Origin of the sequence: Blautia sp. HCP3S3_B11 (assembly GCF_052064435.1) — a bacterium.
Taxonomy (GTDB): Bacteria; Bacillota; Clostridia; order Lachnospirales; family Lachnospiraceae; genus Blautia_A.
Genome location: NZ_JBQHVP010000020.1, coordinates 21,117 through 41,904, shown reverse-complemented (window position 1 = coordinate 41,904; position 20,788 = coordinate 21,117). Strand labels below are relative to the sequence as shown.

At 42.0% G+C, this 20,788-nt stretch carries 18 protein-coding genes; 17 read left to right on the top strand and 1 reads right to left on the bottom strand.

Going from position 1 to position 20,788, the window contains the following annotated elements:
* Window positions 1–15: 15 nt before the first annotated feature.
* From ACTNC0_RS14850 to ACTNC0_RS14835, 4 genes are all read left to right on the top strand, one after another.
* Window positions 16–1,551 carry an ABC transporter ATP-binding protein gene (locus tag ACTNC0_RS14850; protein ID WP_441087980.1) on the top strand — a complete coding sequence of 512 codons (1,536 nt, stop codon included), beginning with the start codon at window positions 16–18 and terminating at the stop codon, window positions 1,549–1,551.
* Window positions 1,548–2,627 (top strand): ABC transporter permease, encoded by a 1,080-nt coding sequence (locus ACTNC0_RS14845; protein ID WP_441087979.1) that lies wholly within the window; start codon window positions 1,548–1,550, stop codon window positions 2,625–2,627. The genes ACTNC0_RS14850 and ACTNC0_RS14845 overlap by 4 nt, the downstream gene beginning before the upstream one ends.
* A gap of 12 nt (window positions 2,628–2,639) precedes the next feature.
* Window positions 2,640–3,620, top strand: a complete 981-nt coding sequence (locus ACTNC0_RS14840) for an ABC transporter permease (protein ID WP_441087978.1) — start codon at window positions 2,640–2,642, stop codon at window positions 3,618–3,620.
* A 155-nt stretch (window positions 3,621–3,775) separates the two neighbouring features.
* Window positions 3,776–3,976 (top strand): DUF1858 domain-containing protein, encoded by a 201-nt coding sequence (locus ACTNC0_RS14835; RefSeq protein WP_117677081.1) that lies wholly within the window; start codon window positions 3,776–3,778, stop codon window positions 3,974–3,976.
* Window positions 3,977–4,057: 81 nt separating this feature from the next.
* On the opposite strand, the gene ACTNC0_RS14830 is transcribed toward ACTNC0_RS14835, so the two are convergent.
* Entirely contained in the window at window positions 4,058–4,804 is a 747-nt protein-coding gene (locus ACTNC0_RS14830; protein ID WP_441087977.1) for an adaptor protein MecA, read from the bottom strand.
* A 772-nt stretch (window positions 4,805–5,576) separates the two neighbouring features.
* Between ACTNC0_RS14830 and ACTNC0_RS14825 the strand changes: the two genes are divergently transcribed.
* From ACTNC0_RS14825 to ACTNC0_RS14765, 13 genes are all read left to right on the top strand, one after another.
* On the top strand, window positions 5,577–5,723 hold the full coding sequence (locus tag ACTNC0_RS14825) for a hypothetical protein (RefSeq protein ID WP_441087976.1): 147 nt from the start codon (window positions 5,577–5,579) through the stop codon (window positions 5,721–5,723).
* 187 nt (window positions 5,724–5,910) lie between these two features.
* Complete coding sequence (locus ACTNC0_RS14820; RefSeq protein ID WP_441087975.1) at window positions 5,911–7,557, top strand: glycosyl hydrolase family 18 protein; 1,647 nt, start codon at window positions 5,911–5,913, stop codon at window positions 7,555–7,557.
* Window positions 7,558–7,779: 222 nt separating this feature from the next.
* Entirely contained in the window at window positions 7,780–8,472 is a 693-nt protein-coding gene (locus ACTNC0_RS14815; protein ID WP_441087974.1) for an N-acetylmuramoyl-L-alanine amidase, read from the top strand.
* A gap of 202 nt (window positions 8,473–8,674) precedes the next feature.
* On the top strand, window positions 8,675–10,852 hold the full coding sequence (locus ACTNC0_RS14810; protein WP_441087973.1) for a hypothetical protein: 2,178 nt from the start codon (window positions 8,675–8,677) through the stop codon (window positions 10,850–10,852).
* A 13-nt stretch (window positions 10,853–10,865) separates the two neighbouring features.
* On the top strand, window positions 10,866–13,103 hold the full coding sequence (locus ACTNC0_RS14805; protein ID WP_441087972.1) for a DUF2298 domain-containing protein: 2,238 nt from the start codon (window positions 10,866–10,868) through the stop codon (window positions 13,101–13,103).
* A 205-nt stretch (window positions 13,104–13,308) separates the two neighbouring features.
* Complete coding sequence (locus ACTNC0_RS14800) at window positions 13,309–14,364, top strand: L-threonylcarbamoyladenylate synthase (protein ID WP_441087971.1); 1,056 nt, start codon at window positions 13,309–13,311, stop codon at window positions 14,362–14,364.
* Window positions 14,365–14,450: 86 nt separating this feature from the next.
* A complete protein-coding gene (gene rpiB / locus ACTNC0_RS14795; protein WP_441087970.1) occupies window positions 14,451–14,882 on the top strand; it encodes a ribose 5-phosphate isomerase B in 432 nt (143 codons plus the stop codon).
* Window positions 14,883–14,983: 101 nt separating this feature from the next.
* Window positions 14,984–15,475: a deoxycytidylate deaminase gene (locus ACTNC0_RS14790; RefSeq protein ID WP_117677074.1), complete on the top strand. Its 492-nt coding sequence runs from the start codon at window positions 14,984–14,986 to the stop codon at window positions 15,473–15,475.
* Window positions 15,476–15,900: 425 nt separating this feature from the next.
* Window positions 15,901–17,340, top strand: coding sequence for a proline--tRNA ligase (gene proS / locus ACTNC0_RS14785; RefSeq protein ID WP_119242491.1), 1,440 nt, complete (start codon window positions 15,901–15,903; stop codon window positions 17,338–17,340).
* A 113-nt stretch (window positions 17,341–17,453) separates the two neighbouring features.
* A complete protein-coding gene (locus ACTNC0_RS14780) occupies window positions 17,454–18,776 on the top strand; it encodes a CCA tRNA nucleotidyltransferase (protein ID WP_441087969.1) in 1,323 nt (440 codons plus the stop codon).
* 150 nt (window positions 18,777–18,926) lie between these two features.
* Complete coding sequence (locus tag ACTNC0_RS14775) at window positions 18,927–19,931, top strand: phosphotransferase (RefSeq protein ID WP_441087968.1); 1,005 nt, start codon at window positions 18,927–18,929, stop codon at window positions 19,929–19,931.
* Between the two features lie 169 nt (window positions 19,932–20,100).
* On the top strand, window positions 20,101–20,379 hold the full coding sequence (locus tag ACTNC0_RS14770) for an HU family DNA-binding protein (protein WP_117677071.1): 279 nt from the start codon (window positions 20,101–20,103) through the stop codon (window positions 20,377–20,379).
* A 144-nt stretch (window positions 20,380–20,523) separates the two neighbouring features.
* Window positions 20,524–20,763, top strand: a complete 240-nt coding sequence (locus ACTNC0_RS14765) for an RNA-binding S4 domain-containing protein (RefSeq protein WP_008707948.1) — start codon at window positions 20,524–20,526, stop codon at window positions 20,761–20,763.
* Window positions 20,764–20,788 lie beyond the last annotated feature (25 nt).

Genomic DNA, 20,788 nt, shown 5'->3' with positions numbered 1-20,788 from the left:
AAGGAGGGAACGATAGTGGGAGAAAACTATGCACTTGAACTTAGAGATATTTCCAAGCGTTTCGGTTCAGTACAGGCAAACGACCATGTGAATCTCACACTGAGAAAATCAGAGATTCTTGCCATCCTCGGAGAGAATGGAAGCGGTAAGACTACTCTGATGAATATGATTTATGGAATTTATTATCCGGACGAAGGACATATCTTCGTAAATGGAAAAGAAGTAACGATCCGCTCGCCAAAAGATTCCTACGAACTGGGAATTGGTATGGTGCATCAGCATTTCAAACTGGTAGATGTACTGACAGCAGCCGAGAATATTGTTCTGGGACTTCCCGGGAAAGGGAAACTGGATATGAAGAAGATCACAGAAGATATCCAGAAACTGGTAGATAAATATGGATTTGAACTGGACCTTTCCCAGAAGATTTACGAAATGTCTGTATCCCAGAAGCAGACAGTTGAGATCATAAAGATGTTATATCGTGGGGCAAGAATCCTGATTCTTGATGAGCCGACTGCGGTTCTGACACCTCAGGAAGCTGACCGGTTATTTGATATTCTGAGAAATATGCGTAAAGACGGCTGTTCCATTATGATCATTACACATAAGCTGCAGGAAGTGCTGGCTTTATCTGACCGCGTTGCGATTCTAAGAAAAGGAAAATATATAGATACGGTAGAAACAGCACAGGCAAATGCACAGATCCTGTCAGAGATGATGGTAGGAGGCAGAGTAGACCTGAATATCGACCGTCCTGAGCCAGAGAATGTGAAACCGAGACTGATCATTAAGGGGCTGAATTGCAAAGATAAAGACAATGTGAAAACGCTTGATGACATTGATCTTACTGTAAATACAGGTGAGATTCTTGGTATCGCCGGAATTTCCGGAAGCGGACAGAAAGAATTTCTGGAGGCGATCGCAGGACTTCAGGAGCTGGAGAGTGGTTCCATCATCCTGCTTGACGATAATGGAAAGGGCATGGAACTTGCCGGAATGGACTCCATTTCTATCAATAAAGCAGGAATCAGCCTTGCCTTTGTACCGGAAGACCGTATCGGTATGGGACTTGTGGGCGATATGGATATGACTGATAATATGATGCTTCGAAGCTACCGAAATGGAAAAGGTCCTTTCCTGGATCGAAAAGGTCCGAAAGCTCTGGCTTTGAAGATCAAGGAGCAGCTTGAGGTTATGACTCCAAGTATCTCAGCACCTGTCCGTCAGATGTCAGGAGGAAATGTCCAGAAGGTTTTGGTGGGAAGAGAAATTGCTCAGAATCCGAAGGTTCTTCTGGTAGCGTTCCCGACACGAGGCGTGGATGTCAACACTTCTCATGTTATTTACAGACTGTTAAATGAACAGAAAGAAAAAGGTGTTGCAGTAGTCTGTGTAATCGAGGATCTGGATGTAGTTCTTGAACTGTGTGACAGAATCGCAGTGTTCTGTGGAGGTAAGATCAGCGGAATCGCAGATGGAAGAACTGCGACAAAAGAAGGAATCGGACTTCTTATGACGAAACATGAAAAAGGAGGGACGCAGGCATGAAGAAAGAACCTCTCTTACAGGTAAGTAAAAGAAGAAATAAAGCCGGATGGCAGGAGCGTCTTCTGATCCGCTTTATTGCATTGCTTCTGGCCCTGATTGTATGCGGTGCGGTGATCGTTGCACTGGTAAAGATGAATCCGGTAGATGTTTATAAAGCAATCTGGGATGGTGCCATGGGCTCAGAACGTCGTCTATGGCAGACGATACGAGACACAATGGTTCTGTTGTGTATTTCCATTGGACTTGCACCTGCATTTAAAATGAAATTCTGGAATATCGGTGCGGAAGGCCAGATTCTGATCGGTGGAGCTTGCTCAGCAGCTGTTATGATTTATGCTGGGGACAAAATGCCGACAGGATTACTTTTGATCGTAATGTTTGCGGCAAGTGCACTTGGCGGAATGATCTGGGGAATGATCCCGGCAGTATTTAAGGCACATTGGAACACAAATGAAACTTTATTTACTCTGATGTTAAACTATGTTTCCATGCAGGTTATTACATATTGCATCGTATTCTGGGAAAATCCGAAAGGTTCCAACACAGTCGGCATTATCAATCAGGCTACAAAGGCCGGATGGCTTCCGGAACTTTTTGGACAGAAATATGGCTGGAATGTTGTGATCGTTCTGGTTCTGACAGTAGGAATGTTTATTTATCTGAAGTATTGCAAACAGGGTTATGAGATCGCAGTAGTTGGTGAGAGCGAGAATACAGCCAGATATGCAGGTATTCAGGTGAAAAAAGTTATTGTCCGTACAATGGCTATTTCCGGTGCGATCTGTGGTATCGCAGGTTTTGTTATCGTAAGTGGTGCAAGCCATACAATTTCTACTGCAACTGCAGGTGGCAGAGGTTTTACCGCTATCATCGTTGCATGGCTTTCAAAATTTAACACATTTATCATGGTTGCGGTTTCTTTTGGCATCGTATTTATGGATCAGGGGGCTGTGCAGATTGCAACTCAGTATGGTCTGAATGAGAATGCTTCAGATGTTCTTCTGGGAATCATTTTGTTTTTCCTGATTGGTGCAGAATTCTTTATCAATTACAGAGTAAAGCGTGCAAAGAAATAGGAGGTAGATGCAATGAGTGTACTGATAATTTTTATTCAAAAAGCAATTGTCCAGGGCATCTGTATTCTGTATGGTGCGCTTGGCGAAATTATGACAGAGAAATCCGGTAACCTTAATCTGGGTATTCCGGGAATTATGTATATGGGCGGCATTTCAGGTCTGATGGGAGCATTTCTTTATGAGAAAGACAATCCGAATCCAAATGCACTTATCGGTGTTTTAATATCGTTTTTATGTGCATTTGCGTGTGCGACTATCGGTGGTCTGATCTATAGTATTCTGACTATTACACTTCGTGTAAATCAGAATGTAACAGGTCTTGCCCTTACCATCTTTGGTACAGGATTTGGTAACTTCTTTGGTGGTTCTATTTCCAAACTTGCAGGTGGTGTAGGACAGATTTCCGTAAAAGTAACGGGAAGCGCTTATACGGCGAAAATCCCTGGTTTATCTAAGATACCGGTCATCGGAGGGATTTTCTTTAATTATGGATTCCTGACATATTTATGTATCATTGCAGCAGTTGTATTGTCATATTTCCTGTTTAAGACCAGAGCCGGTTTAAGCCTTCGTGCAATCGGTGAGAATCCGGGAACTGCAGATGCGGCAGGTATCAATGTTATTAAGTATAAATATCTGTCTACCTGTATCGGGGCAGGACTGGCAGGACTTGGCGGACTTTATTTCGTAATGGAATATTCAGGTGGTACCTGGACAGATAATGGATTTGGAGATCGTGGATGGCTTGCAGTTGCGCTTGTAATCTTTGCACTTTGGAAACCATTAAATGCAATCTGGGGAGCATTCCTGTTTGGAGCACTTTATATCCTGTATCTGTATATTCCGGGACTGGGACGAAGCATGCAGGAAGTATTTAAGGCATTGCCATATGTGGTAACAATCATTGTGCTGATATTTACAAGTTTCCGAAAGAAGAAAGAACATCAGCCGCCTGCCGCGCTGGGACTTCCATATTTCAGGGAAGAAAGATAATAAAATTAGGCGTTTGCGGTTGATTCCAGAGTAAAATAGTATTATAATATCAGAAGCTATAGTAAGTGTACGTATGCCTTGAGTTTGCAGGATGAATGCGGGACAGAGGATATGGAAACGATAATGCTGAATAAAAATTAAGGAGGAAATTTACAATGGCTAAAGTGACAAAAGATATGCTGATCGGTCAGCTTCTTCAAGTAGATGCGAATATCGCACCAATTCTTATGAGAGCAGGAATGCACTGCCTTGGATGCCCGTCTTCTCAGATGGAATCTCTCGAAGAAGCAGCTATGGTTCATGGACTGGATGCAGATGTACTTGTTAACCAGATCAATGATTTTCTTGGAGAATAATCAGCTGGCTGATTAAAGCAATATGTAATAAATGGGATGTTCTGATTAATTTCAGGACATCCCATTTTTTGTGAAAATTTCTTATAACTGCACTAATTGCTGAAGTGCGGAGGCTGAGATAAGTTCTCCATGTTCTGTCAGGTATGCTTCACCTGAAGCTGTGAAAGCTCTTCCACGTCCATATTCCGTAAGAATATTGCATACCCTGTTAAAGTCTTCCGGGGAGAGAGAGGACTGGTGAACAACCAGCTTATAAATCTCATCAGCAGGATCCTTATAGAGCGTGTTAGCACCTGAGAAATAGCCGTTCAGTCCATGTGCTGCGGCGATTACATCATCCAGTGTACCGAACTCGTAAAGGCGGATAAGATTTACATCAGGAACCTGAGTATCATCTTTCTCGCCGGCAGTGTTACCCTGAGACGCATTCTTCTCTTTTGCCTGGGAACTTTTTACCTTTGCCTCATAAAGTTTCTGGAAAATATCGATGATATTGTCAGCTCCGTCAAGCTGAACAGTATCTGACTTCTCATTTCCTTTAAATGGCGCAAATTTGGAAAAGCGTGTATCCAGTTCTTCCGGATCTTCTACTTTGGTGATGATCAGGATGATACTCTCAGTGCTTACCGGAATTGCTTCGATCATTAATGGAATATTATCTGCTTCAAAACCAAACTGTATCTGCGCCTGTTGCATCATGTCGCGAAAAAGCTTTTTGGCTTTATCAGTACCATAGGCTAATTCACTGATACGGATCTGATGACTCTCAAGGTCTTCTCTTGTTAAGGTGCAGCGTATCTGGTTGTCATTGATTTTTTCTATCTTCATGTTGTCACATCCTATCCTAAATAGCGTTGCAAAATTACATATATAAGGGTAAGTTAGAATCAAAAGTTTTTTTGATTCTAATTTGCTATCTACGAATTGCTCCGCTGCAAAGCAGCTCCCGCAATTCTCAAACATTCGGAATCCACAGATTTACTACGAGTCCCTCATGTTTGGCGGCTCCCAAGTTCAAAAGTCTTATCGTGCAGGCACGAACAACTTTCTAATCTTTTGACCCTGATAGCATATAATTTTATACACTATATTATATAACAGAGAGCTGCGAAATGTAAAGATGAGTAATCTGCATAAATATTAAATTTTTGGAAACAAAACGGTAAAAATTACATAAATGCAGAAAAACTCTTGCGTCAAAACAAAAAACATGTATAATAAAAAAAGAAGAAACAATAAATCTGCGGTTCGTATAAACGAAGATTTGAAATGTTACTGAGAACGAAGAAACCAGTAACTCTGAAACATTAACTCTAATGATTTACTTACATTACTGAGCAACAGTAATCTATTTATTTCAAAACCTCATTGTCGATTATTCATACGGCGTTCCTGCCGTGACAATGTACAGGTAAATTCCCAGGATAAGATAAGTACAGCAGGGATATTGTTTTTTCAACAGCCGATGAGGTGCTTTCTAAAATCTTATTTTTAAAGGAGAGGAGGTAAGCTTACGGAAAATATATCACGGGCAACAAAAAAGGTCCTGCGTAAACCACTGAAAAAAGAACTTGAGAGTTACTTTGAACAGGGAATCCCTTTGTACCTTGATGGTACACCAAGTAACCCCAAATTGATTGCAAAAGCCTGTCAGATTGCAGAAGGTGGTGGCTATATGCGGGATTACGTAGAAGATGAAAAAGGACGGATCGCTCGTGTAGATTTTGATTTCGTCAAAAACAAATAACAAAAGAAAAAGCTGCCCGAACAGATTCCGGACAAGTCCCCCGTGTCCATAATGCCTTCGGGCAGCATAAAACATAGAAATCTTAAATAATCTAAAAAATTATGAAAAATGTTTTTTCGCAATACAATTGTAATAATTTATGATATACTAATACCAGAAGCAACATCACACCGAAAGGAAGAAAAATATGGATAAAAAATATAAACCAATAGTTGCAGTTGTGGTATTGGTCATTCTCGTTGCAGTACTTGGAATTGTCAGCCATGTAGTGGTGAAGTATATCCCATCAGGTGAGAAGATGGATTTAAATGAGTATTATGGAGAAATGGCAGATGGCGAGATCGCAATAGTTCTGGGAACTGAGAAACTGGATGAGCGCGGTCTGGTAGACGGAGACAGAGTTTATCTGCCTCTGAATGTAGTCAATACATATCTGAATCAGAGATACTACTGGGATTCTGCGAATCAGCAGGTACTTTATGCAACTCCATCAGAGCTTACCACGGTAGCTGCATCATCTGAGTCAGGTGACCAGGTATGGCTGAAGGACGATACGGTATATCTGAATCTTACCTATATACAGCAGTATACAGATATCGATGCGTATATCAGTAAGGAGCCATACAGAATTGCCATACAGTATCAGTTTGATAATATAAAGACTGTTCCAGTTAAAAAGAATACAAGTATACGTTACCGCGGAGGAATTAAATCACCGGTCGTCACTTCGGTAAAGAAAGGGGCACAGCTTCGACTTATTGAGGAACTGGATAACTGGGATCAGGTAGCCACAGATGATGGATATATTGGCTATATAGATAAGAAGAATGTCGGTAAAGCATCGGAGACAACTTTCGACAGAAATTTTGACAGAGAACAGTATTCATACCTGACAATGGATGGAAAGGTCAATATGGTATGGCATCAGGTTACTTCTACGGATGCAAATGCTTACTTTGCAGATGCAACAGCAAATATGACAGGTGTAAACGTAATTTCACCGACATGGTTCTATCTGCTTGATACATCTGGAAATATTGCAAACATATCAAGTGCAGATTACGTAGCACAGGCTCATGAGAAAGGACTTAAAGTCTGGGGGCTGATCGATAACTTTACGCAGGAAGTAAGTACGACAGAGACACTTTCAAATACTGCGGCAAGACAGAATATTATCAGTCAGCTGATTCAGGCTGCGACAAGTGTGGGAATGGATGGCATCAATGTGGACTTCGAGTCTCTCAGCGAAGATGTTGGAATTCATTTTCTGGAGTTCCTGAGAGAACTTTCGATAGAATGTCATAAGAATAATCTGGTCCTTTCTGTGGATAATCCGGTTCCGGAAGATTTCACCAGTCATTATGACCGCGCTGAACAGGGAAGAGTTGTCGATTACGTGATCATTATGGGATATGATGAACATTATGTGGGATCTGAAGCGGGCTCTGTCGCATCTCTTCCATGGGTAGAACAGGGAATTCAGGATACTCTGGCAGAAGTTCCGGCAGAGCGTGTGATCAATGCAGTACCGTTCTATACCAGATTGTGGAGAACTACTGGCGGAAATGTAACCAGTGAGGCAATTGGTATGGATCAGGCGCAGCAGGTGATTTCTGAGAATAATGTGGAAACCTATTGGGATAAGACGACATCTCAGAATTATGGAAAATATGATATTGATAATTCTACCTATCAGATCTGGATTGAGGATTCTCAGTCAATCGCGGAGAAGGTTAAGCTTGTGTCGAAATACAATCTTGCAGGAGTTTCTGCATGGAAACTTGGATTTGAAAATAGCGGTATCTGGCAGGTAATTAGTGATAATCTGAATTAAAATATAACTGTTTAGTATTTTACAGTTACGAGTCAAAAGCTATTGCAAATCATCTTTGGTTATGGGATTTTGACTTATTGTTGATACATTGGAAAAACAAATGAAAGTCCGGAAATATAATGGGCTCTAAAAACATCTCTTGAGACATATATTAAGTATAGTAATTAGAAAGTGATAAGCTTTTGAATCTTGCAGATAATGTCTCAGGAGGTGTTTTTTATTATGAAAAAATATGGACTGGAGCTGCTTATGGCGTGTCTGCTTCTTGTGAGTTTCCTGATCTTATCAAAGCAGGCTGCGCAGGTAGCGGGCACTATGGCAACAACTGATAATTTAAAGACTATTTTGGTGGATGCGGGACATGGCGGCGCGGACCCGGGAATGATCGGAGTGGGAGGACTGGAGGAAAAAGGAATTAATCTTCAGATTGCCATGAAACTGAGAGAAATTCTGGAGAAAAAAGGTTTTACCGTAATTATGACAAGGGAAGAGGATAAGGGACTTTATGATGAGGAAAGCAGAAACCAGAAAGCACAGGATATGCAGCGGAGAATTGTGCTGGTAAAGGAGTGTAAGCCGGTATTATGTATCAGCATTCACCAGAACAGTTATCAGGATTCGGCAGTTTACGGACCTCAGGTATTTTATTATGAAGATTCTGCTCAGGGAAAAAGTCTGGCAGAACTGATTCAGGAGAAATTAAACACCAGGCTGGATGTAAAGCGTCCGCGCGTGGCGAAAGGGAATAAGACTTATTATCTGCTGAAAAGAAGTAAAAGTGTTCTGAATATTGTGGAGTGTGGTTTTCTGACGAATCCACAGGAGGCAGAGCTGCTCCAGACAGATGAATATCAGCTTAAAGTAGCAGATGCGATATCTGAGGGAATCGATGCGTATTTCAGTAAGAATAAATAGCAAAAAATTATAACATAGCTGCTTAAGTGATAAGTGGGATAATTCTTTACGGATTGCAAGGGATAATTGATAAAATTGTTTATTTTATGTGAACTGACTTTTAATAAGAAGAGTTTTTTGCTATACTGATACAGATTTGAGTGGACTATAGCAAATGCAATAGTCGGAATATAAATATAGTAAAAACATACAGGGAGAAATTATGCTTGGAATAATTTATCTGATTCTTGCGGGAATACTGGGATATAAAGCTTCAAAGATACTGATAGAAGAGGGAACGAAGTTTTCTTTTATTAACCGTATCTGGCTTATCCTGCCGGCTTCGTTTGGAGTAGGTACGCTTTTGCTGACCTGGGTAGTATATATCATTTCGTGGTTTTTCAGTGTGATTGGAAAAGTAAAAAATCCACTTTTATATGGAAATGCTATTGGAATGGCAGGTGTATTGATCTTTATTATACTGATCGAAGTACAGAAATACAGAAGCCATTCAAGTTTGGTAAGATCAAATATGGAGATAAGTCTGACTGAGCAGATTGATCAGGACAGGAAATTAAAGAAAAAGAGCAGAAAGTTCTCTATGGATAACCTGATAACAGATAAAAGCAGATTTAAGAAGGAATTAATTCTGTTTGGACTGCTGGCAGCATTTATTACATATATGATGTTCTATGTTTTCTACATGAAAGATGGAATTCTGTATTCTGGACTGACTGTATATGGAGACTATGCGCCACATACGGCGATGATACGTTCTTTTTCCATGGGGAATAATTTCCCGACACAGTATCCTCATTATGGAGGAGCAGATGTAAAATATCATTTTATGTTCCAATTTCTGGCAGGAAATCTGGAATATCTGGGAATGCGCATGGATATTGCTTATAATATCGTGAGCCTTACTTCATTGACTGGATTTCTTATGCTGTTGTATCAGCTGGCACTTCGGATCACAGGGAAAATGTGCTGCGGTGTTTTAACGATTTTTCTGTTTTTCTTCAGAAGTGGAATGGCTTTTTTCAGATTTGTGTGGGAACATATACAGGTTGGAAATTTGCTGGAGACTTTGACGGAGAATGTTTCTTTCATTGGATATACGACCAATGAAAATTGGGGATTGTGGAACTTTAATGTTTATCTGAATCAGAGACATCTGCCATTTGGGCTTCTTATGGTGACACTTGCATTATATCTGTTTATGGACTGGCTGGAAGCTGGGACAATGCATGAGGAAAAAGGATTCGTCTGGATGAAGGAAAGGCTTTTTACAAAAGAAGGATGGAGAAGCAGAAATCTGGAGCAGGCATTGCTTATGGGATTGTTTCTCGGACTGTGTGCATTCTGGAATGGGGCCGCAGTGATCGGCGGATTGCTGATTCTGTGCGGATTTGCAGTTTTTTCGGATGGAAAACTGGATTATCTGATCATGGCCGCAGTGACGATTTTCTTTTCATATCTCCAGACAAAAATATTTATTTCTGGAAGTGCGATGAGTCCGCAGATTTATCTGGGATTTCTGGCGGAAGATAAGACTGTCTGGGGAGTGGTGAAATATCTGTTCTGGATGAGTGGAGTATTTTTCCTTGGTCTGTTAGTGCCGGTGTGGTTTATGAGAAGACGGGAGAGAGCAATTTTGCTGGGATTTATTTTTCCAACAATTTTTGCGTTTTTACTTCTGACGACACCGGATATTAATGTAAATCATAAATATATCATGATTTCTTATGCGTTTCTGACAATCTTTTGGGCATGGGCAATATGCAATCTCTGGATGGGGGAAAGAGTGAATCGGAATGTTCAGATTGCAGATGAAAGAAAGACCGAAGATATAGAAAATGAAATAAAAAAAGAAGCCAGCCAGTCAGACGTTAAGACTGGTAGAGATAGAAAAATCAGGAAATTTGCTGGGAAGGTACTGGCAGCAATATTAACCATATGTCTTAGCATAACCGGAATTTATGATTTTGCGGTGATTGTGAAGGGAAATGGTCCGGGCAGACGTGTGGCTGTAAATATGAACAGTGATCTTACCAGCTGGCTTGCAGAACATCTGGATAAAAATGATCTGCTTCTGACTCCGGAATATAGTATGAATGAGGTGACAATGTCTGGTGTGATGCTTTATTGTGGATGGCCGTATTATGCATGGTCGGCAGGATATGACACGAATTACAGAGCAGCGCAGGCGGTAACGATTTATACGACATCCGACAGTGAGACTTTAAAAAGCACTGTAAAACAGGAGAAGATTACTTATATTCTGTTTGAAGAAGGCTCTGAGTTTGAACAGCAGGTGTGTCAGGAAGAAAAAATTGCTGCGACATATAAGAAGGTTTATGAGACTCAGGATGGAAGAATCCGGATATATAAAACGAATTAAGGAGGAGATACGGATGAAAAAATGGGCACCACGAGTGCTTCTGGCGGTAGCGCTTGCAGGACTGTCTGCTTTTTTACTGAAAGGGGATGTATGGACATTCTGGACATGGTGGCTGTTGGCGTTTCTGATGGGAATGGTGGCAATGCCGCTGACTGGGAGACTGTTTGCAGGATTTGAAGATAAGGGCTGGATGTTTTCTAAAGTGCTGGCAATTACGGTTACAGGATTTCTTACATGGCTGCTTGTGACGGTAAAGATTTTGCCGTTTACTGCGCTGACATGTATTGGCGTGTCTCTGGCGTGTGCTGTTGGATGTGGTATTTTATACCGTTTTCAGGTGAAAAAGGGAATTGACTGTATTCCGACCGGAAAGGGAAATCTGATTTACTGGGAGGAAATCCTGTTTTTTGCATTCTTTCTGATGTGGACATATTTTGCAGGATTCCGTCCGCAGGCTTATGGAACAGAGAAGTTTATGGATTATGGTTTTATGGAAGCCATGATGCGGAGTACGACACTGCCGGCAAGGGATCTGTGGTATTCAGAAGGTACTATCAATTATTATTATGGCGGACAGTATTTTGCAGTATTTCTCACGAAATTAACAGGAAGTAAAGTAGAGCTTACCTACAATCTGATGAGAACTTTTGTGGCGGCATTTGATTTTGTTCTTCCTTTTTCACTGGTTTATCAGATGTCTGTGGACAAGCTAAAGGGAAATCTGACAGGAAAGAAACGATATGTGCCGGTGTTAGCGGGAATCACTGCCGGTCTTTCCGTATCGATTGCGGGAAATATGCATTATGTGGTTTATAGTAAGATTATTCCGTGGATTCAGAAACTTCAGGGAAAAGAAGCAGACAGTTACTGGTTCCCGGATGCAACCCGTTATATCGGATATAATCCGGATGTGCCAGACAAGACGATTCATGAATTTCCATGCTATTCTTTTGTGCTGGGTGATCTTCATGCACATGTGGTAAATGTAATGTTTGTGCTTTTTCTGGTTGGGCTTCTGTATGCATGGATGCGTAGTGTGCGCATGAGAGAAGCTGTGATCGAGAGACCTGGAAGAAAACAGTTCTGGAAAAGGCAGGTGTTGATACCACATATTATCCTGGTAGCAGTAATGATAGGAATGTTCCGGTTTACAAATTTCTGGGATTTTATCATTTATTTTGTTGTAACTGGTGGAGTGGTGCTTTTTACGAACATTGTCCGGTTTGAGGGAAAAGTAAAGAAGATACTGGCGGTGACGGTGGTACAGGCTGTTGAGATTATTGGGATTTCCTATGTGGTTTCTCTGCCGTTTACGCTGCAGTTTGACAGTATGTTTAAGGGTGTCGGAATTGCACAGAATCACTCTATGATTCATCAGCTTTTGATTCTTTGGGGACTGCCTGTATTTCTGACAGTATTGCTGATTATCTGCATTATCTGGGAAAAACTTCGCGGTGGAGCAAACAGGAGTTTCTACCGACTGATGAAAGCAATTTCTGTGCCGGATCTGTTTGTGATTATTATGGGACTTTGTGCAATCGGGCTGATCGCGATTCCGGAGTTTGTTTACGTAAGGGATATTTACGAAAACGGAAATGCCAGAGCGAATACGATGTTTAAGCTTACTTATCAGGCGTATATGTTATTTGGGATGACTATGGGATATGGGATTTTCCGGATGCTGGCGACTGCACGTAAGAAAGTAATTAAGATTTTGTCTGTTATCGGACTGGTGCTGCTTTGCTGGACATTTGGATATTTTGGAAACAGTGTTCATGCATGGTTTGGAAATATATGGAATGTATCAGAGTATAAGGGTCTGAATGCGACCTCTTTCCTGGAGAATAGTTTTGCGGAGGATGTGGCTGGCATTCAGTGGCTGAAGAAGAATGTCAAGGGTTCACCGGTTGTGCTTGAGGCGAATGGGGACAGTTATAGTGAATATGAGAGAGTTTCTGCTATGACTGGTCTGCCGACAGTGCTGGGCTGGTATGTACACGAATGGCTCTGGAGAGATGATACTGCGGATCTGAATCAGAAGAGTGCGGATATTGAGAGTATTTATACTTCTACGGATGAAGAATATGTGAGAGAACTCCTGGAAGAGTATGATGTTTCTTATATTTTTGTCGGTTCTACGGAGCGGGAGAAATACGGGGAGCAGCTGAATGAAGAAGTCTTGAATTCTGTTGGAACGGTGGTGTTCCGGGATGAGAATTATGGGACTTATATTTTGACGGTTGAGAAATAATAGTAGTGCACAAATGGCGGCTTTGGGGCCGGTTACTGTTCACACGCCTCGCGGGATAGTGGCGTGTGAACAGTAATGTATTTGGATATGTTGTAAAGGAATACTGATAAATATAGAGACAAAATAGTAAAAATCGTGTACAATATACATTATGAGATAAAATAAAGTAATAAAATATATGAGATAAAAAGAAGGCAGGAAATTAATGAGAGCAGAAGTTGTATCCATGACTGCGGATAAGCTTGATATGGAAGCAATCCGGTGTGGTGGAGAAATTTTAAAACAGGGTGGTCTGGTGGCATTTCCTACGGAGACGGTGTATGGTCTTGGCGGGGATGCTTTGAATCCACAGGCGTCTATGAAAATTTATGCTGCGAAGGGCAGACCGTCAGACAATCCTCTGATTGTGCATATTGCGGAGTTTGATAAGCTGGCTCCGATCGTGGCAGAGGTTCCGGAGAAAGCGAAGATTCTGGCTGAGAAATACTGGCCGGGACCGCTTACTATGATTCTTCCGAAGTCTGACTTGGTACCGCAGGAGACTACGGGAGGTTTGGACAGTGTAGCTGTTCGTTTTCCGAGTGACAGGATTGCGCAGGAGTTGATTAAGGCGGCTGGTGGTTATGTAGCTGCGCCGAGTGCAAATACTTCCGGAAGACCGAGTCCGACTACTGCGCAGCATGTGGAGGAGGATCTTGGAGAGGCGATTGAGATGATCATTGACGGTGGTCAGGTAGGTATCGGACTGGAATCTACGATTGTGGATTTTACAGAGGATGTACCGGTGGTTTTAAGACCTGGTTATATTTCTCTGGAGATGCTTCAGGAGACTCTTGGTGATGTGAGGATGGATAAGGGGCTGATCGCGGCAGACAGTAAAGTACGTCCGAAAGCGCCGGGAATGAAGTATCGTCATTATGCACCGAAGGCTGATCTGGCTATTGTGGAAGGAACGCAGGAGGCTGTTATTGATAAGATTAATCAGCTTGCGGCACAGGCGAAGGAGCATGGAGAGCAGGTTGGTATTATTGCTACGGATGAGACGAAGAATAGATATCCGGAAGGTCTGGTAGTGAGTATCGGAAGCAGGAAAGAAGAAGAGAGTATTGCACATCATCTGTATGAGGTGCTCAGAGATTTTGACCAGAGCGCGGTGAAATCTATTTATTCAGAGGCATTTTATACACCGAGAATGGGACAGGCAATTATGAATCGTCTGTTGAAAGCTGCGGGACATAAAATTATCCGGGTAGAAAAGTGAGAAATAAAGGTAACTATTCAGTGGTCTGTTAACTGTGAGGAAACTGAACAGTTACAAATAAATTAAATTTCAGGAGGAAAAAAAGAATGATAGCTTTAGGGTGCGACCATGGGGGATATGAATTAAAGCTGGAGATTAAGAAATATCTGGACGAGAAGGGAATCGAATATAAAGATTATGGATGTGACAGTCTGGATTCTGTAGATTATCCGGTATATGCAAAGAAGGTTGCGCATGCAATTCTTGACGGGGAATGTGAGAAGGGAATCCTGATCTGCGGAACAGGTATTGGAATTTCTATTACAGCAAATAAGATCAAGGGAATCAGAGCTGCTGTCTGTACGGACTGTTTTACAGCAGAAGCAACCCGACTTCACAATGATGCCAATATCCTTGCTCTCGGCGGAAGAGTTGTAGGACCTGGTCTGGCAGTAAAGATCGTAGATACATTCTTAAACACACCATTCTCCAATGATGAGAGACATATCAGAAGAATTAATCAGATGGAGACGGAATAAATTTGAAAAAACAATATGGCCAGAGACTCGAAGATAAAGTGGGAATATTCCCGGCTTTTCGGGCAGTCTCTGGCTGTCTTTGCAAGTGGGAGGGGTTAACGATGGATAAAAACTGCAAACGTACGGATTATTTATCATGGGATGAATATTTTATGGGAGTTGCCATGATGTCAGGAATGCGCTCAAAGGATCCGAATTCTCAGGTGGGAGCCTGTATCGTAAGTGAGGATAATAAGATTCTGTCTATGGGATATAACGGTTTTCCGAAAGGATGTTCAGATGATGAGTTTCCATGGGCGCGCGAGGGAGACGACTTGCATACAAAGTATTTTTATGTGACACACAGTGAATTGAACGCGATTCTTAATTACAGAGGCGGAAGCCTTGAAGGAGCGAAACTTTATGTTTCTCTTTTCCCTTGCAATGAATGTGCCAAGGCAATTATTCAGGCCGGAATTAAAACGATTGTTTATGACTGCGATAAATATGCGGACACTCCGGCAGTGATCGCGTCCAAGAGAATGCTGGATGCAGCGGGAGTTCGTTATTATAAATATAACCGGACAGGGAGAAAGATTACGATAGAAGTGTAATTTGACTCTTGACACGCTCTGTCATTTCGCATAAAATAAAACTAAATGCGAAATATTTACGGCGATGAAGAGAATAGTACATAAGGAGTAATCCCAGAGAGGAATCCATGTGGTGGAAGGATTCTGTGCGCAAGTTATGGAACCGGCCTCGGAGCCCCGTACAATTGAAGTACGGCGTTTTTTCCTGCGTTATCGGAAGAAGAGCGAGCAGTGTGCAGGCATTTGGTCACAGTGCTAATTAGGGTGGTACCGCCGAAGCCTTTCGGTCCCTTGTGAGGGATGCTGGGCTTCTTTTTTTGTCCGTATTCCGCCGCGACTATATCCTGTAAAATGGAACAGCAGGAAAATGCGGGGATTTTTCGGAAGTTCCTGTAGCATAAAGTTCCTGACAGGATCAACACAATCACATAAAAAGGAGAAAAATCATGGCAAACAACAAGAAACTGGTAGAAGCCATCACATCTATGGAAGACGATTTCGCCCAGTGGTATACCGACGTTGTAAAGAAAGCTGAACTGTGCGGATATACCAGCGTTAAAGGCTGCATGGCAATCAAACCTGCAGGATATGCAATCTGGGAGAACATCCAGCATGAACTGGACAGAAGATTCAAAGAGACAGGTGTACAGAACGTATATATGCCAATCTTTATCCCGGAATCTCTTCTTCAGAAAGAGAAAGATCACGTAGAAGGATTCGCACCGGAAGTTGCATGGGTAACTCATGGCGGTCTGGATCCGCTTCAGGAGCGTCTGTGCGTACGTCCGACATCTGAGACATTATTCTGTGATTTCTATGCAAAAGAAATCCAGTCTCACAGAGATCTGCCAAAAGTATACAATCAGTGGTGTTCAGTAGTAAGATGGGAAAAGACAACACGTCCGTTCCTTCGTTCACGTGAGTTCTTATGGCAGGAAGGCCATACAGCTCATGCTACAGCTGAAGAAGCAGAAGAACGTACAATTCAGATGTTGAACCTCTATGCAGACTTCTGTGAAGAAGTACTTGCTATCCCGGTTATCAAGGGACAGAAGACAGAGAAAGAGAAATTCTCCGGTGCAGAGGCTACTTACACAATCGAATCTCTGATGCATGATGGAAAAGCTCTTCAGTCCGGTACAAGCCATAACTTTGGTGACGGATTTGCCAGAGCATTCGGCATCCAGTATACAGATAAAGAGAACAAACTTCAGTATGTACATCAGACATCCTGGGGAATGACAACACGTATGATCGGTGCTATTATCATGGTACATGGTGACAACAGCGGTCTGGTGCTGCCTCCGAGAATCGCTCCGACACAGGCAGTCATCATTCCGATCCAGCAGAGAAAAGAAGGCGTTCTGGAGAAAGCAGACGAAATGTTTGCAGCATTAAAGGCAGCAGGAGTCCGTGTAAAAGTAGATGACACAGACAAGAGCCCGGGATTCAAATTTGCAGAGCAGGAAATGCGTGGTATTCCGATCCGTATCGAATGCGGTCCGAAGGATATCGAGAATGGACAGGCTGTGATTTGCCGTCGTGATACAAGAGAGAAATACACAGTTACATTTGATGAGCTTGTAGAGAAAGTACAGGAGATTCTGGAAACAATCCAGAAAGATATGCTGGAGCGCGCCCGTGCACACAGAGATGCTCATACTTATGTTGCTACAAACTACGAAGAATTTAAAGATACAATTGTCAACAAACCAGGCTTCGTAAAAGCTATGTGGTGCGGTGACCGCGCATGTGAAGACAAGATCAAAGAGGATGTTCAGGCTACATCCAGATGTATGCCATTTGAACAGGAACATTTAAGCGATGTCTGCGTATGCTGCGGAAAACCGGCTAAGAAGATGGTTTACTGGGGCAGAGCATACTAATTAGAAAGTGACAGATCAGGGAGTGACATTTGTCTGATTTGCTTATGGAAACCGGCAACAGAAAAATCTGAGTGCCGGTTTTGTAGCAAAATAAAAAAGATAAGGATGGTCATATGATTCTAGAAATACCAAAAAACGCGGAAACAATTTTGCACATACTTGAAAATGCAGGATATGAGGCTTATGTGGTAGGTGGCTGTGTTCGTGATTCTATTCTGGGCCGCAACCCGGATGACTGGGATATCACTACATCTGCGAAGCCGGAACAGGTAAAAGCACTGTTTCACAGAACAGTAGACACTGGTCTGCAGCATGGAACGGTGACTGTCCTCATGGAGAAAGAGAGCTATGAGGTTACTACTTACCGTGTAGATGGTGAGTATGAGGATGGGAGACATCCGAAGGAGGTAACCTTCACAGCCAGTCTTGAGGAAGATCTGAAACGCCGGGATTTCACGATTAATGCCATGGCGTATAATCCGTTAAGAGGTCTGGTGGATCTTTTTGGAGGAATGGAAGATATCGACAAAAAGATCATTCGCTGCGTGGGAGATCCGCTGGAGCGTTTTACAGAAGATGCACTTCGTATTATGCGTGCAGTCCGTTTCAGTGCACAGCTGGGATTTACTATTGAAGAGGAAACCCGCAAAGCGTTAAAGGTTCTTGCACCGAATTTAAAGCATGTCAGTGCGGAGCGAATTCAGGTGGAACTGGTGAAACTTCTTATGTCACCTCATCCGGATTATCTCAGAGTAGCTTATGAAGCAGGAATCACAGCAGAGTTTCTGCCGGAATTTGATGCCTGCATGGAAACACCACAGAATACTCCTCATCACTGTTATACGGTGGGGGAGCACATCCTGCACAGTCTCTGCTATGTGCGCGCAGACAGAGTTCTTCGTATTACGATGCTGCTTCACGATATCGGTAAACCCGTTGTGCGAAAAACAGATGAGAATGGAAGAGACCATTTCAAAACGCATGGAAGTGCAGGTGAAAAGATGGCGGGGCAGATTCTTCGTCGCCTGAAATTCGACAATGACACGATACGCAAGGTGACCCGTCTGGTGAAATGGCATGATGACAGACCGGAAGGGACGACGAAGTCGGTACGCCGCGCAGTAAATCGCATTGGAGAGGATCTTTTTCCATATTATCTGGAAGTGCAGCAGGCGGATATGCAGGCGCAGAGCGACTACAAACGCGTTGAAAAGCAGGAGCGTCTGGATAAAGTGAAAGAAGCTTACGAAATTATTTTGAAAGAGCATCAGTGCGTATCGTTAAAGACACTTGCTGTCACAGGCAAAGATCTGATTGAAGCCGGATATAAGCCGGGACGGGAAATCGGAGAGACACTGAATCGTCTTTTGGAAGAAGTTCTTGCAGCACCGGAGAAGAATCAGAAAGAAATATTGCTAAGTATGTTAGAAAAGTAAATAGCTGCAAAGTCTATGCATGGCAAAATACGTTACTGGATACGAAGTGAACGGTAACAACAGGACGGACAACAACAGTATTAAAAATCCGAGGGTATATCCCCCGGATTTTTTTCATATGTATAGAAAGTATTAAGATAAGAGGGGGATATGTCATTGTATGATTACGGACTTAGCACTCTGGCTCAATATGAGCTGACAGCAGACCGTTCTGCAAGGACAAGGGGGGCTTTGCTTTGCTATACAGCGCAAGGACTTTTAATTTTGAGGGAATTTCGTGGCTCTGAAAAGAAGCTGGAAAAACAACAGGAACTTTTGCTCTATCTTCAGAAAAATGGTATAAATACAGATTATTTTTTACAGAATACACAGGAAAGTCTGATCAGCAAAGATAAGGATGAACAAAGATTTACACTTCAGCACTGGTATGAAGGGAGAGAGTGTGATACTAAATCCCGGGAGGATATCTTAAAAAGTGTTCGGACGTTGGCAAGGTTACATATTTTAATGAAAATGGAACCTGTGGAGGAATACAGGGAAAAGTCCCTGAAAGATGTGTATCTCCGACATAATCAGGAACTTCGCAAAATCCGCAAATTTATACGAAAAAAAGGGGCATCCTGTGTATTTGAAAAAGACTATCTGGCCAGCGTGGAGTGCTTTTTACAGAGAGCGCAGTATGCAGTAGAACTCTTAGAAGAGATAGAATATGAAAATCTCAGGGAAAAAGCCTGGAAGGAAGGTCAGGTCTGTCATGGGGAATATAATCAGCACAATATTTTGATATTGAAAAGTGATACAGACAAAACTGCGGTGACGAATTTCGGACATTGGAGCTTTGATATTCAGATGTCAGATTTGTATTGCTTTATGAGAAAAATCCTCGAAAAATACAACTGGGACCTGAAGCTTGCGAGGGAAATGCTCCGGGAATATCATAAAATCCGTCCGATATCGCCTCAAGAGTGGCAATACTTAAGAGTTCGTTTCACATATCCGGAAAAATACTGGAAGCTTGCCAATCATTATTATTCACACAAGAAGGTATGGATCTCTGAGAAAAATGTGGAAAAGCTTCAGAATCTCATCAGACAAAGAGAAAAATGGGAAAATTTCGGATATGAATGTTTTCAGGATTATCAGGGTGATTTTTAGAGATTGATAAATGTACCAAAAACTGCGTTTTGAGGGTGTACAGAATTGCCTGATTCTTTTGAAAAACCTTGACAATATAGGCAAAAAGGTATATATATAGAAGATAGAGCCCTGTCGCTTTTGGCAGATGCCACCAAACAAGAAAGAGATCATTAGAGGAGGAAACACCATGAATAAAACAGAATTAGTAGCAGCTATGGCGAAAGAGACAAACTTATCCAAGAAGGACGTAGAAGATGTTCTGAAATCTTTCGTTGATGTCGTTTCTAAAGAACTGAAAAATGGCGGAAAAATCCAGTTAGTTGGATTTGGTACATTTGAAGTAAGTGAAAGAGCTGCTAGAGAGGGAAGAAATCCTCAGACTGGTGAAACAATGAAGATCGAAGCTTCTAAGGCACCGAAATTCAAAGCTGGAAAAGCTTTAAAAGATATGGTTAACGGTAAATAATTAAAGCGATAACCAGGGGGGACGAAAGTTCCCCCTTTTTGTTACTTACAGATATGATGTCAGGATGAAAAGTCTTAACATGCAAGCACGAACGACTTTATGACCTTGATATCAGATTATAAAGAATATAGGAGAGAAGAGCATATGCGATTAGACAAATATCTGAAAGTTTCACGTCTGATCAAACGCCGTACAGTGGCAAACGAAGCCTGCGACGCGGGAAGAGTCCTGGTAAATGATAAACCGGCCAAAGCCTCTGTACAGGTAAAGACAGGAGATACCATCGAAATCCAGTTCGGAAGCAAGAATGTAAAAGTGGAAGTTCTGGATGTGAAAGAAACTGTGAAAAAAGAAGACGTAGAGAGTATGTATAAATATCTTTAACAGTCTGAAAATATAAAAACTGCCA